At 71.4% G+C, this 13,791-nt stretch carries 13 protein-coding genes; 10 read left to right on the forward strand and 3 right to left on the reverse strand.

What is annotated here, in order from left to right:
- Positions 1 to 1,546: PspC domain-containing protein (locus AB0H81_RS39460; protein WP_358385829.1), on the reverse strand; the 1,546-nt coding region annotated here is incomplete at its 3' end.
- A gap of 112 nt (positions 1,547 to 1,658) precedes the next feature.
- Here AB0H81_RS39460 and AB0H81_RS39465 point away from each other — a divergent pair.
- The 8 genes from AB0H81_RS39465 (at position 1,659) to AB0H81_RS39500 (ending at position 8,106) form a co-directional block, all read left to right on the forward strand.
- Entirely contained in the window at positions 1,659 to 2,867 is a 1,209-nt protein-coding gene (locus AB0H81_RS39465) for a PspC domain-containing protein (protein WP_358385832.1), read from the forward strand.
- 11 nt (positions 2,868 to 2,878) lie between these two features.
- A complete protein-coding gene (locus AB0H81_RS39470; protein ID WP_175587798.1) occupies positions 2,879 to 3,511 on the forward strand; it encodes a response regulator transcription factor in 633 nt (210 codons plus the stop codon).
- 151 nt (positions 3,512 to 3,662) lie between these two features.
- Positions 3,663 to 5,033, forward strand: a complete 1,371-nt coding sequence (locus AB0H81_RS39475; protein ID WP_358385835.1) for a glutamate--cysteine ligase — start codon at positions 3,663 to 3,665, stop codon at positions 5,031 to 5,033.
- Complete coding sequence (locus AB0H81_RS39480; RefSeq protein ID WP_358385838.1) at positions 5,021 to 5,713, forward strand: neutral zinc metallopeptidase; 693 nt, start codon at positions 5,021 to 5,023, stop codon at positions 5,711 to 5,713. The genes AB0H81_RS39475 and AB0H81_RS39480 overlap by 13 nt, the downstream gene beginning before the upstream one ends.
- Before the next feature lie 165 nt (positions 5,714 to 5,878).
- Positions 5,879 to 6,136, forward strand: coding sequence for a WhiB family transcriptional regulator (locus AB0H81_RS39485; protein ID WP_358385840.1), 258 nt, complete (start codon positions 5,879 to 5,881; stop codon positions 6,134 to 6,136).
- Positions 6,137 to 6,611: 475 nt separating this feature from the next.
- Entirely contained in the window at positions 6,612 to 7,316 is a 705-nt protein-coding gene (locus AB0H81_RS39490; protein WP_358385843.1) for a CPBP family intramembrane glutamic endopeptidase, read from the forward strand.
- A gap of 155 nt (positions 7,317 to 7,471) precedes the next feature.
- Entirely contained in the window at positions 7,472 to 7,696 is a 225-nt protein-coding gene (locus tag AB0H81_RS39495; protein WP_358385846.1) for a type II toxin-antitoxin system VapB family antitoxin, read from the forward strand.
- Positions 7,678 to 8,106 carry a PIN domain nuclease gene (locus AB0H81_RS39500; protein ID WP_358385848.1) on the forward strand — a complete coding sequence of 143 codons (429 nt, stop codon included), beginning with the start codon at positions 7,678 to 7,680 and terminating at the stop codon, positions 8,104 to 8,106. Before AB0H81_RS39495 ends, AB0H81_RS39500 begins: the two co-directional genes overlap by 19 nt.
- Before the next feature lie 41 nt (positions 8,107 to 8,147).
- On the opposite strand, the gene AB0H81_RS39505 is transcribed toward AB0H81_RS39500, so the two are convergent.
- Positions 8,148 to 8,867, reverse strand: a complete 720-nt coding sequence (locus AB0H81_RS39505; RefSeq protein WP_358385851.1) for a PIG-L deacetylase family protein — start codon at positions 8,865 to 8,867, stop codon at positions 8,148 to 8,150.
- Positions 8,868 to 9,026: 159 nt separating this feature from the next.
- Between AB0H81_RS39505 and pcrA the strand changes: the two genes are divergently transcribed.
- On the forward strand, positions 9,027 to 11,249 hold the full coding sequence (pcrA, locus tag AB0H81_RS39510) for a DNA helicase PcrA (RefSeq protein ID WP_358385859.1): 2,223 nt from the start codon (positions 9,027 to 9,029) through the stop codon (positions 11,247 to 11,249).
- Positions 11,250 to 11,309: 60 nt separating this feature from the next.
- On the opposite strand, the gene AB0H81_RS39515 is transcribed toward pcrA, so the two are convergent.
- On the reverse strand, positions 11,310 to 12,353 hold the full coding sequence (locus AB0H81_RS39515; RefSeq protein WP_358385854.1) for a L,D-transpeptidase: 1,044 nt from the start codon (positions 12,351 to 12,353) through the stop codon (positions 11,310 to 11,312).
- A gap of 293 nt (positions 12,354 to 12,646) precedes the next feature.
- Here AB0H81_RS39515 and galE point away from each other — a divergent pair, with 293 nt between their 5' ends.
- On the forward strand, positions 12,647 to 13,630 hold the full coding sequence (galE, locus tag AB0H81_RS39520; protein ID WP_358385857.1) for a UDP-glucose 4-epimerase GalE: 984 nt from the start codon (positions 12,647 to 12,649) through the stop codon (positions 13,628 to 13,630).
- The last annotated feature ends 161 nt before the right edge of the window (positions 13,631 to 13,791 follow it).

Below are 13,791 nucleotides of genomic sequence, written 5' to 3' on the forward strand. Positions count from 1 at the left end.
ACGCGGCACGGCGCACCTCCATGTCGCCGAATCCGCTCCTCAGGTTCAGAACAATGGTCGACACCGGCCCCTTGGTCGTCGTCTCGGGCTCCAGCACCTTGTCGAAGCGGATGTCCGTGCCGCCCCTGATCGACTGGTCGATCTGGATGTCGCCCACCTTGTTGCTCGCGTGCACCTCGACCCTGCTCTCCGCCGGCACGATCACGGTCAGCTCGCCGAGGTTGACCCGCGCGCTCAGGGTCACGCTCGTGCCGGGCGCCATCTTCAGCTCCGACAGGTCCAGCCGGCCCTCGCCCAGCGCCACCTCGTACGGCCGGTTCGCCTCCGCGACCGTGCGCGGCGTCCACACGTAGTCGCCGACGTTGCGCGGCAGGCCGCCCACCACCAGGGCGAACGCCAGCAGGAACGCCACGCCCGTGCCCGCCGCCACCAGTCCGGCGCCGCGGCCCCACCAGGCGGCGACCAGCAGACCGGCGCCGATCGTCACGAGCACGGCGCCGCCGACGACGGCCGGGCTCACACCCGCGCCCGTGCGGGCTTGGACGGCCACGATGATCCCTCCAACGATGAAGGCCAGCAGCAGGGTGATGGGGCCGATGAACGACGGGGGCCGCCGCCTGCGGGGCCGCCGCGCGGGCCGGCCGTACAGGGCCGGGTCGTAGGGGGAGTGGCCGGCGCGCATGCGCGGGTCCAGCGGCTGGTACGCGCCGCCCGACGGGAACGACGCGCGCGGCGGGAAGGCGTCGCGCGGCCGCTGCGGGCCGCTCGGCTGGAACGGGCCCCTGGGCGCGAACGGCTCGGCCGACGGGGAGGCGGCCCTGGCGGCGCTCTCGGCGCCCTCGCCGGCCTCCGCCTCCACGGCGCGGAACTCCGGGGCCTCCGGCCCGTCCGCGGCCGTCGCGGCCGCATCCCGCTCCGGGGGAGCGGCGGTCTGAGCGTGCTCGTGGAGCGGCGTCTCACGCGTCTGAGAGCGCGCCGTCCCCTGGCCGAACGGGCGGGGGACGCCCTGCGACGGCGGCCCCGACGCGTACGGCCGGGGAGCGGCCGGCGCCGGCGGGTAGACCGGCGGCGGCGGGTAGGCGCCCGGCGCCGGGCGGCGGTTGAGACGCTCCGGCATCGAGCGGAGCAGGCCGGGCAGGTCCACGCCACGGGAGTGCGCCGCGAGCAGCGAGACCGCGAGCAGCAGGCCCACCACCAGCGTGCCCGTGTCGAGCCAGACCGTCGTCAGGTTGATCGCCAGGCCGAACCCGAACACCGCCGTGAGCAGCGCCATCACGGTCTCGGCGTCGAAGTCGCGCCGGGTCCACTGCTCGATCCAGCCCGGCCGGCCGTTCGGCTCCTTCATGAGCAGGAACGCGGCGATGTAGAGGAACATGCCGATGCCCGAGCCGATCAGCAGCACCGCGAACCCCACCCGGAACACCACCGGGTCGATCCCGGTCTGCCGTCCCAGCCCGGCGCAGATGCCGAGCAGGAACCGTCCCTCGGAGCTGCGCCGCAGCGACCGGGGAGGCGTGGCGGGGGCCTTCGGCGGTGCCTCTGTCATGCCCCTATCGTGGCCCGGGGTCGTGGCGCGTCGCATCCGGGACACCCCTGACCGGACCCGGGGTCGTTCCCTGATGCCGCTTTCGCCTGCTCCGTGTGACGATGACGGTGTTATGGCTGACCAGAAGACTCTTGCCGAGCCCGGTGGCGACACGCCCTACCGCCGGATGACGCGGCCCATGGAGGGCCGCCTCCTCGGAGGCGTGGCGCAGGGCCTCGCCGCGCAGCTCAAGCTCGACCCCGTCGTGATCCGGCTGACGTTCGTGCTGCTGAGCGTGGTGGGCGGAGTCGGCGTGGTGGCGTACGCGGTGCTCTGGATGATCGCGCCGCGCGAGCCGTACGAGGGGGCGTCGCCGCCGCGCGACTGGAGCCAGCTCGCCGCGTTCAGCGCGATCGGCGTGGCGCTGCTCGCGTTCGGCTGGCTGACCGGCGCGTCCAAGGGCGGCATCGGCATGCTGCCGTTCGCGGTGGGCGGCATCGGCGCGCTCATCCTGTGGCAGCAGGCCGACCCCGAGCGGCGCAAGGGCTGGGTGAGCGGCGCCACCAAGAGCATCCGCGGCAACCGGGTGCGGACGCTGCTCGGCGTGACGCTCGTCGTCATCGGCGCGATCGGCTTCCTGGCCGCCCAGGGGGAGCTGGCCGACGCGCAGCCCGGCCTGCTCTTCACCGGGGTCGTGGTCGGCGGCCTCACCGTGATCGCCGCCCCGTGGCTCGCCGGCCTGTGGAAGGAGCTCCAGCTCGAACGGCGTGAGCGCATCCGGCAGGAGGAGCGGGCCGAGGTGGCCGCGATGGTCCACGACTCGGTGCTGCACACGCTCACGCTGATCCAGCGGGTCGCGCACGACCCGCGCGAGGTGGTGCGCCTGGCCCGCGCACAGGAGCGTGACCTGCGCAACTGGCTCTACCAGCCGGCGCAGGACGCGGACGCGACGCTGGCCGCGGCCGTCCGCCGGATCGCCGCCGAGGAGGAGGACGCGCACGGCGTGGCCATCGAGGTGGTCTGCGTCGGCGACATGGAGCTCGACTCGGGCGGCCGGCTCGCCGCCATGCTGAAGGCGTCGCGGCAGGCGATGGTCAACGCGGCCAAGTACTCGGAAAGTCCTACCATCTCGGTGTACGCCGAAGTCGAGGGTGACGAGGCCACCATTTTCGTGAAGGATCGCGGCAAGGGGTTCGACCAGGAGGCCGTCCCGCTCGACCGGATGGGCATCAGGGAGTCCATCATCGGGAGAATGGAGCGCCACGGCGGCACGGCCAGGGTGCGCACCGAGCCCGCTGAGGGCACCGAGGTGATGCTGACGATGAAGATCGACAGGGATTGAGGGACGGGCCGATGACGCGCGTACTGATCGTGGACGACCACCGGCTGTTCCGCTCCGGGGTGCGGGCCGAGCTCGGCGACTCGATCCAGGTGGTGGGCGAGGCCGAGGACGTCGAGACGGCGGTCAAGGCGATCGCCGAGTTGCAGCCCGACGTGGTCCTGCTCGATGTGCACATGCCGGGCGGCGGCGGCCAGGAGGTGCTGCGCAGGGTGCTCGGCTCGGGCTCGCAGGTGCGTTTCCTCGCCCTGTCGGTGTCGGACGCGGCCGAGGACGTGATCGGCGTCATCCGGGGCGGCGCGCGGGGCTACGTCACCAAGAACATCAGCGGCCGTGAGCTGACCGACGCGATCCGCCGGGTGGCCGAGGGCGACGCGGTGTTCTCGCCGCGCCTGGCGGGGTTCGTGCTGGACGCGTTCGCCTCCTCCGAGGCGCCGTCGATCGACCCGGAGCTCGACTCGCTGACGCAGCGCGAGCGTGAGGTGCTGCGGCTGATCGCGCGCGGCTACGCGTACAAGGAGATCGCGAAGGAGCTGTTCATCTCGGTGAAGACGGTCGAGACGCACGTGTCGTCGGTGCTGCGCAAGCTGCAGCTGTCGAACCGGCACGAGCTGTCGCGCTGGGCCACCGCTCGCCGGCTCGTTTAATCCTCCATTAGTCCAGGATTTCTGGCCTAAAAATGGCGCGCTGGGGAAATTTCGGTGTATGGGAAGGGATGTGCCGGTCGTCGTTTTCAGCCGGGACGACCGCCGGAAATATCGGGAAAAGGTGCGACGATGCCTTGATGTCTTCGCCCAGATGCTCCGCGAGTCCCGTTTCGAGGACGAGCGGCCGCTGGCAGGCCTGGAGATCGAACTCAACATCGTCGACGCGATCGGCGAGCCCGCCATGTGCAACGCCGCCGTCCTGGGCGCCATCCAGCAGCCCGACTGGGCCACCGAGCTGGGCCAGTTCAACATCGAGATCAACATCGAGCCCCAGGACCTGGGCGGTGACGGCGCCCTCAAACTGGAGGACGACGTCCGCGCCCGCCTCAACCACGCCGAGTCGCGCGCCCGCTCCCAGGGCGGCCACCTCGTCCTGATCGGCATCCTGCCCACGCTGCGCGAGCAGGACATCAGCGAGGCCACCCTGTCCGCCAACCCCCGCTACCGGCTGCTCAACGAGCAGATCTTCGCCGCCCGCGGCGAGGACCTCCACCTGTCCATCGAGGGCCCCGAGACCCTGGACACGCACGCCGACAGCATCACACCCGAGGCCGCCTGCACCAGCGTGCAGCTCCACCTCCAGGTCAGCCCCGAGGCGTTCGCCGCCCACTGGAACGCCGCCCAGGCCATCGCCGGGCCGCAGGTGGCCGTCGCCGCCAACTCGCCGTACCTGTTCGGCAAGGAGCTGCACCGAGAGACCAGGATCACCCTGTTCGAGCAGGCGACCGACACGCGGCCGGCCGAGCTGAAGGCCCAGGGCGTACGCCCGCGCGTGTGGTTCGGCGAGCGGTGGATCACCAGCGTCTTCGACCTGTTCGAGGAGAACGTCCGCTACTTCCCGGCCCTGCTCCCGCTGTGCGAGGCGGAGGACCCCGAGGAGACCCTCAAGGAGGGACGCACCCCCGAGCTGGCCGAGCTGACCCTGCACAACGGCACCGTCTACCGCTGGAACCGGCCGGTGTACGCCGTCGCCGGCGGCCGGCCCCACCTGCGCGTCGAGAACCGCGTGCTGCCCGCCGGCCCGTCGGTGGCCGACATCGCCGCCAACGCCGCGTTCTACTACGGCCTGATGCGCGTCCTGCCGCACGCCGGGCGCCCCATCTGGAGCCAGATGTCGTTCTCCACCGCGGAGGAGAACCTCAACGCCGCCGCCCGCCACGGCCTGGACGCCCAGCTGTACTGGCCGGGGCTCGGCGAGGTGCCGGCCGCCGAGCTCATCCTGCGCCGCCTCCTCCCGATGGCCCACGAGGGGCTCGCCGTGCGCGGCGTGGACTCCGCCGTCGCCGACCGGCTGCTCGGGATCATCGAGGCGCGCTGCCTGACCGGCCGCACCGGGGCGAGCTGGCAGGTGGACAAGGTGAACGCGCTGGGCGGCGACAGGCACGAGGCGCTGCGGCGGATGACGCTGGAGTACATCGAGCGCATGCACACGAACGAACCGGTGCACACGTGGGAGGTGTGACCGCCGGCGACACGGGAACGGTCAAGCGCGTGAAACGCCCCGGCGCGCTCGCTCTCGCGCTCCTGCTCGCCTGCGGTCTCGTCGCGTCGTGCGGGCTGACCCAGCGAGCGTCGCGCAACACCCAGGGGGACGACAGCTTCGAGGGCGACGTACGGGCGGCCCGTACCCTGACGGAGTCGTTCTGGGAGCAGCAGTTCGCCGCGTCCGGGCGCACCTACCAGCCCATCTCCCGGTTCGTCGCCTACTCGGGTAGGAACGGCCCGAGCTGCGCCGGTGAGCCGGCCGTACCGCAGAACGCCTTCTACTGCCCGGACGGGCACTTCATCGCCTACGACCGGGACTGGATGGAGAGTCTCTGGAACGAGATGGGCGACGGATCGGTCTACCTGATCATCCCCCACGAGTTCGGGCACGCCGTGCAGGCGCAGCTCCAGACCGGCTTCCGGCTCAACGTCCAGGCCGAGCTGCAGGCCGACTGCTACGCCGGCGGCACCCTGTCGGCCCTGGTCGGCTCCGGCGCGCTGCGCGCCGAGCCGGGCGACGAGGACGAGCTGATGCTCAACCTGGAGGCGGCCGGCGACCCCACCGACGACTGGCTCGACCCGGCCGCCCATGGCACGGCCGAGCAGCGCCAGCAGTCCTTCGCGACCGGCTACGACCAGGGCGTGGCGGCCTGCTGAGGCCGGCTCGGGTCGTGTGTGGCGGCCCGCCGACGGTCGCGGTGGACCCGCTCATGTTGTACGCGGCGGCCCGTCGACGGTCTCGCGGGGCCCGCTCAGGTCGTACGCGAAGGTCAACCCAGAGGATGATGCGGCCGATCACGCGCCCGGAATACCGTTGGCGCCATGCCATTGGAGGAGACCGGCTGGCTGCGCGGGGGCGCCTGCAGATCCAGCGATCCTGAGCTCTTCTTTCCGCTCGCGCCCTCGGCGGCCCAGGAACGACGCGCCAAAGCGGTGTGCGCCCGCTGCGAGGTCCTCGCGGAGTGCAGGGCCTACGCGTTACGCGCGGGGGAGACGGAGGGCATCTGGGGCGGGCTCACACCCCAGGAGCGCCGCCGTTCCCGTTTCCCTGAAGGCTGGCGCACCCGCGCCTCAGCCTGACCCCGCGGCGCCCACCCTGTGGGCGCCCACCGACCGCATGTCCACCGACCGCATGCCCGCCGACCGCATGCGTACCGACTGCATGCCCACCGACCCCACGCTCACCCACGCACGCTCACCCACCCACGCGCCTACGCACCACCAGCGGCACCCCACCCGCCGCTCGCGCCGGCTTTCTCGCACCGGCCCCCTCCCTCCCGCGTCCTCGCGCCCGCCTCCACGTGTGGGCCCTGCGGTGCGGGGGAGGCGCGGGGCGATCGTGCGGGAGTCCGTGCGGTGTTCGGGGGAGACCGCGGCGCGATCGGGCCGTGGAGCCATCGGGGCCGCGGGGCGATCGGGGCCGTGGGGCGATCGGGCCGCAGGGTGATCCGGCCGCAGGGTGATCGGGGGCCGTGGGGCGATCGGGGCCGTGGAGCCATCAGGGCCGTGGGGCGATTTCGGGCATGAGGCGTGGGCGGGGACGTAGCCTGCAGGGGTGCTGATCGCGTCGATCGCCGTGCTGGCCGCGGCCAACGTGCTGAACAACCGCGTCGCCCCCCGCCTGGCCCCCCTGACGTCGGCCGCCGCCACCGCCGCGCTGGTGGCGATGGCGCGCCGGTCCGGAGCGTCCTGGGCGGAGCTGGGGTTCGAGCATCCCCGCCGGGGCGCCCTGACCGGAGCCGTCCTGGTCGCGGGTGTGGCCGCCGTCTACACGGCCGGCGTCGCCATCCCCCGTACAAGGCCGCTGTTCCAGGACGAGCGGGCCCTGTCGTTGTCGCACGCCCGCGCCCTGGAGGAGGCCCTGATCCAGGTGCCGGTCGGCACGGTCCTGCTGGAGGAGGTCGGTTTCCGGGGCGCCCTGTACGGCATGCTCCGCCGCTCCCACGGCACGGTGGCGGTCACGGCGGTCTCGTCGGCGCTGTTCGGGCTCTGGCACGTGCTGCCCGCGATCGACATGGCCCGCGCCAACCCGGCCCTCGGCGCGCTCACGGCGGGGGAGGTGCCGGGCCCGCTCGCCACGGGACGCGTGGTGGCGGGCAGCGTGCTGTCCACGGGCGCGGCCGGGGTGCTGTTCTGCGAGCTGCGCCGCCGCGCGGGCCTGCTGGCGCCGTCCATGCTGCACACGGCGACCAACTCCCTGGGCTACCTGTTCGCCCGCCTCGCCGCCAGGGGCGACGCCAAGCCTTCACCCGAGGGGTGAGGATTCTCCCCCGGTGGTCCAAGGTGCCCTGCAACGCTTGACCTTGACGCCCTAGCGTCTCCGCTACGTCCTTCCGTGTTCACGCGTTCACGGTAAGTGCGTATATCAAGATCGCGATCTGTGATATACCCTGGAGGTAGCGGAGGTGATGCCCCTTGCGTACGGTCATCGACATCGACAAGGAGCTTCTGGAAGCCGCCCAGCGACGGCTGGGCGCAGCGACCATGAAAGAGACCGTCCACGCGGCCCTGCGGTCGGTGCTCGAACGGGACGAGGAAAGAGCCAGCGCCATCGAAGCGTTCGAGTTCTGGCGCTCGGAGGGGAGTCCGGACCTGCTGGATCCGGAGATGATGAAGAATGCGTGTCGGCGACTGGAGTGATCTACCTCCTGGACAAGAGCGCCTTGGCGCGCATTCGCACCAGTGAGGTGGTCGCCAAGGCGCTGCATCCGCTCTTCGTCGCGCGTGTCATCGCCACGTGCAACGTCATCGATCTCGAACTCGTCTACAGCGCCCGAGACCAGGCTCACTGCGAGCGAATCGTCCGTGCCCAGCGGCAGTGCATCATGCTGCCCGTCGACGTGCAGGTGCAGATGCGTGCGCGTACCGTGCAGGTAGAGCTCGTGAAGAAAGGGCAGCACCGGGGCGTCAGCACCAACGACCTGCTGATCGCGGCCTGCGCCGAGGTGCACGGCGCCACGGTCCTGCACTACGACCGGGACTTCGACTTCATCGCCGAGGTCACCGGGCAGCCGTCGCTCTGGGTCGCGCCGCCCGGGTCCGTGTCGTAGCCGGTTCACGGGGCCGGTCCGCGCCGTGAACCGGATGACGGTCAGGCCGTCTGGACGACCTGGAAGCCCTCCGCGTAGCGGCCGGGGCCGAAGCCGGCGCGCTCACCCCAGCTCGCGAAGCGGCTGCGGACGAAGTCGATGAAGCCCTCCACGTGCGCCACCTGGCTGACGTGCGACTGGAGTGCTGTCATCTTGCGGTCCATGGCGTCCGTCACGTCCACCCAGTGGTCCGGCGTCGAGCCGCCCGTCAGCCACACCTCGCGCACGGTCCAGGCCTCCAGTCCCTCCTCCGTCAGCAGTTCGGGGAACGCGTACGGGTTGCGGGCGTCCGGGTAGACCGCGTCGAGGGCCGAGCCGCCCACCGCGCGGTGGTCGGGGTGGCTCGGGGCGATGAACTGGTAGTTGCGGTCGGGGTGGTGGGTGATCACGAGGTCGGGCCGCACCTGGCGGATGACGCGCGCGATGTCGCGCCTGAGCTCCAGCGAGGGCACCACGCTGCCGTCGGCGTAGCCGAGGAAGCGCACGTCCGTGACGCCCACGGCCTTGGCCGCGGCCGTCTGCTCGGCCCGGCGCAGCTCCGCCATGCCGGAGTTGTCCAGCTCCCGCTCGTTGCCGCCGGCGTCGCCGTCCGTCACGACCAGGTAGGTGACCTCGACCCCCCTGTCGCCGAACAGCGCCACGGTGCCCGCGGCGCCGAAGTCGACGTCGTCGGGGTGCGCCGTGACGGTGAGCACCCGGGTGATCTCGCTCTCGGCCAGCATGGTCGTCCTTTCCGATTCCGTTCGCGTCCTTGACCGGACGGCTCCAGGATCTCCCCTCCCGTGACAACCGGCGTCCCCGGGTCCGCATTCCGGGCGCCGTTTGTCGGCGGGGAGTCATAACCTAGGTGGGTGCCGACCCACGTCTCTGTTGACCACCCCTTGCTCGACGGCCTCAACCCGCAGCAGCGCGAGGCCGTGATCCATCACGGCAGCCCGCTGCTGATCGTGGCGGGGGCGGGGTCGGGCAAGACGCGGGTGCTCACCCACCGCATCGCCTACCTGCTCGCCGAGCGCGACGTCCACCCGGGCGAGATCCTCGCGATCACCTTCACCAACAAGGCCGCCCGCGAGATGAAGGAGCGCATCGACAAGCTGGTCGGCCCGCGCTCCAGGGCGATGTGGGTGATGACGTTCCACAGCGCGTGCATGCGGATCCTGCGCCGCGAGGCCAAGCGGCTCGGCTTCCCCTCCAGTTTCTCCATCTACGACCAGGCCGACTCCCAGCGGCTGATGGCGATGGTCTGCCGCGAGATGGACCTCGACCCGAAGCGCTACCCGCCCCGGTCGTTCTCGGCCCAGGTGAGCAACTTCAAGAACGAGCTGATCGACTACGAGACCGCGCTCGACAAGGCGGGCTCGCACCTGGAGAAGGTCCTCGCCGAGGCGTACAAGAGCTACCAGCTCAAGCTCACCGAGGCCGGCGCGATGGACTTCGACGACATCATCATGAACACGGTGACGCTCTTCCAGCTCTTCCCCGAGGTGGCCGAGCACTACCGGATGCGGTTCCGGCACGTCATGGTCGACGAGTACCAGGACACCAACCACGCCCAGTACATCCTCGTGCGCGAGCTGGTGGGCCGGCCCGAGCTGCGCACCGCCGACGGCGAGCTGGTGCGCTCGGGCGCCGACCAGTCCGAGCTGTGCGTGGTGGGTGACGCCGACCAGTCGATCTACGCCTTCCGTGGCGCGACGATCCGCAACATCCTGGAGTTCGAACGCGACTACCCCGACGCCCGCACGATCCTGCTGGAGCAGAACTACCGCTCCACCCAGAACATCCTGGCCGCGGCCAACGCGGTCATCTCGCGCAACGAGTCGCGCAAGCCCAAGAACCTCTGGTCCGACCAGGGCGACGGCCCCAAGATCGTCGGGTACGTCGCCGACAACGAGCACGACGAGGCCATGTTCGTCGCCCAGGAGGTCGACCGGCTCACCGACGAGGAGGGCGTCCGGGCGGGCGACGTCGCCGTCTTCTACCGCACCAACGCCGCCTCCCGCGTGTTCGAGGAGATCTTCATCCGCACCGGCCTGCCGTACAAGGTGGTCGGCGGCGTGCGCTTCTACGAGCGCAAGGAGGTCAAGGACCTGCTGGCCTACCTGCGGGTGCTGGCCAACCCGGCCGACGTGGTGTCGCTGCGGCGCATCCTCAACGTGCCCAAGCGCGGCATCGGCGACCGGGCCGAGGCGATGATCGAGGCGTTCGCCGCGCGCGAGCGCGTCACGTTCTGGGAGGGGCTGCGCCGGGCCGACGAGGCGCCGGGCATGGCCACCCGCTCCCTCAACGCGGTGCGCGACTTCGTCGCCATGCTGGAGGAGCTGATCGCCAAGGCCGAGGGCGTGCCGCCGTCCGCGCTGGCGGAGGAGGTGCTGGTCGCCACCGGCTACCGCGCCGAGCTGGAGGCGTCCGAGGACCCGCAGGACGAGTCCCGCCTGGAGAACCTCAACGAGCTCGTCTCGGTCGCCTCGGAGTTCGAGGAGGCCAACCCCGAGGGCACGCTGGTCGAGTTCCTCGAGCAGGTGTCGCTGGTGGCCGACGCCGACCAGATCCCCGACGCCGACGGCGGCCAGGGCGTGGTGACGCTGATGACCCTGCACACGGCCAAGGGGCTGGAGTTCCCGGTCGTGTTCCTGACGGCGATGGAGGACGGCGTCTTCCCGCACGTGCGCTCGCTCGGCGAGCCGAAGGAGCTGGAGGAGGAGCGCCGGCTGGCCTACGTCGGCATCACCCGCGCCCAGAAGCGCCTGTACCTCACGCGGGCGGCGGTGCGCAGCTCGTGGGGCGCCCCGTCGTTCAACCCGGCGTCGCGGTTCGTCAGCGAGGTGCCGGGCCAGCTCATCGACTGGCGCACGCCGCCGGAGAAGACCGCCTGGAACGCGGCGACGCGCCGCGAGCCGGCCGCCGCGACGGCCGCGCCGAAGAAGGGCGGCAAGGCGGTCCCGTCGCTGACCCCCGGCGACCGGGTGTCGCACGACGCGTTCGGGCTGGGCACCGTGGTGTCGGTGGACGGGCAGGCCGAGAAGACCAAGGTGAAGATCGACTTCGGGAGCGGGGGCGAGAAGACGCTCCTGCTGGCGTACGCCCCTCTCGAAAAGCTCTGACCTCACGGGACGGCCACGGCCGGTGAGGCTCGTGCTCTCACCGGCCGCCGGACCGAGGGGTCAGCTCTTCTCGGCGGTGATCTGGGTGCCGCCGAGGGCGCTGCCCTTCTTCCACTGCGTCCAGTTGAGCTGCCAGTAGCTCCAGCCGTTGCGCCAGTCGAGCTTGCGCTTGGTGCCGGTGATCTTCACGACGTCGCCGCGCTGGGCGATCGTGTAGAACCACTTGGCCCCCGCCGGGGTGGCGCGGACACAGCCGTGGCTCTGGTTGGAGCGGCCGAGGTACTGGTAGTAGCCGGCGCTCTGGTGGACGTACTCGCCGCTGTCGGAGATCCGCACCGCCCAGGGGATCTCCTCCTTGTAGTACTGCGGGTCCTTGGGGTCGGTGACGCCCATCCAGGACGAGGTCATGGTCTCGACCCGCTTCTTGCCCATGGTCAGGTGGACGCCGCTGGTCGTCAGGTACACGTCCACGCCGTTGCGCATGAGCCCGCCGCGGCCGGCGCTGATCGGGATCCGCTTGGCGAGCTTGCCGTCGCGGTAGGTCTTCATGACGTGCCGGCGCGTGTCGACCAGCGAGATGTTGGCGGTGCCCACGGCGAAGCGGCGGGAGACGTCCTCGGCGGCCTCGTTGCCGGGGATCTGGCTGAGGTGCGCGGTGAACAGCACCTTCTGGTGCGGCTTCCAGTACGTCTTCGTGCGGTAGATGACCTTGCGGTCGGAGACCCAGCGCCAGGCTCCGTCGGCCGGCTTCTCGGCCTCCACCTCAAGCACCGCCTCGGCCGCCGCCTTGTCGCGTACGTCCCGGTCGAACGTGACGATGATGGGGAAGCCGACGCCCACCTTCTCGGTGGTCTCGCCCATGGGCGTGATGTCGGCGATCTCCAGCTTGGGCTTCTTGGGCGCGGCCTGCTTGGGCGCGGCCTGCTTGGCCGCGCCGGCGGCCTGGGCCAGCGGCGTCCTCGCCGCTGTGGCGGCCTTGGCGGGAGCGCTGACGGCCGGGGCCGCCTGTGCCCGCGTCGCGGGCGCGCTCTCCGCCGCGCAGGCCGTCATCGAGACCAGAGCGGCCATGGCGAGCAGGGCCGGCTTCCGGAAGAGGGGATTCACGGGGTACTCCAGGACTAAGTGCTTCGCATGCGTCTCATAGGTAGACAAACGAAACGGGTGACCCGAGGACCGGATGTGGTAACAATCACGTAACGCTGCCTGCTCGGTGACGGAGCGACCCCGCCGGGCCGTCCTGAATGGTCACGAGCGCTCCACGCGGTGGTCGAGGATGGTCGGGCACGGCGCGCGGCGCCGGGTGGCCCCGCCAGGCCGAGGCGCATCGCCGGCGGGTGTGGCGGGGAGCCCAGCCGGGCAGGCCGGTGGGCGGCGGAGCGTGAGGAGCAGGGGGCGGCATGAGTGTGTTGATTTCCGGCGGCGCGGGGTTCATCGGGAGCACGGTGGCCTCGGCGTGCCTGGACGCCGGGATCGAGCCGGTGATCCTCGACAACCTCGTGACGGGGCGGCGCGAGTTCGCCGAGGGCCGGGCCTTCTACGAGGGCGACATCAGCGACGGCGCGCTGGTCGACAAGGTCTTCGCCGAGCGGCCCGACATCGAGGCCGTCATCCACTGCGCGGCGCTCATCGTGGTGCCCGACTCCGTGGCCGACCCGGTCGGCTACTACCGGGCCAACGTCGCCAAGAGCCTGGAGTTCGTCGACCACCTGCTGCGCAACGGGTGCGAGCGGATGGTGTTCAGCTCGTCGGCCTCGATCTACCGCACCGGTGAGGACCACACCGTGGACGAGCGGTCGCCGCTCGACCCGCAGAGCCCGTACGCGCGGACCAAGGCGATGTGCGAGGCCATGTTCGCCGACATCGCGGCCACCCAGCCGATCAGGATCCTGTCGCTGCGCTACTTCAACCCGATCGGCGCCGATCCGCGGCTGCGCACCGGGCTCCAGCTCCGGCGGCCCAGCCACGCCCTGGGCAAGCTCATCGAGGCGTACGAGGAGGGCACGCCGTTCCAGATCACCGGCACCGACTACCCGACCCGCGACGGGTCCGGCATCCGCGACTACATCCACGTCTGGGATCTGGCGCAGGCCCACGTGGAGGCGCTGCGGCGCTTCGACGGCCTGTTCCCGGAGGGCTCGGTCATCAACCTGGGCACCGGGTCCGGCACGACGGTGCGTGAGCTGGCCGAGGCGTTCAACCACGTGGTGGACCGGCCGGTGGAGGTGGTGGAGACGGCGCGCCGCCCGGGTGACGTGGCGGGCGCGTACACGCGCAGCGATCTCGCCGAGCGGCTGCTGGGCTGGCGCGCGGGCTACTCGCTGGAGGAGGGCATCCGGCACTCGTTGGCCTGGGCCGAGGTCCGCGGCTCCCGGCTGTCGTAGCAGGCTGGACGGGCGGCCGTCCCCCGTGAATCGGGCCCGGAAAGGCGTCGCGCCCGCCTCCCCCCCCCCCCCCCCCGCGGCGGGGGGCCCCCGGCACGCCCCCGACCGCTGGGACCACCCCGATCGCGAAGTGGTAAATGTAGAGAAAAAAAACAAAAATA

Source organism: Nonomuraea sp. NPDC050691, assembly GCF_040654455.1.
GTDB lineage: Bacteria > Actinomycetota > Actinomycetes > Streptosporangiales > Streptosporangiaceae > Nonomuraea.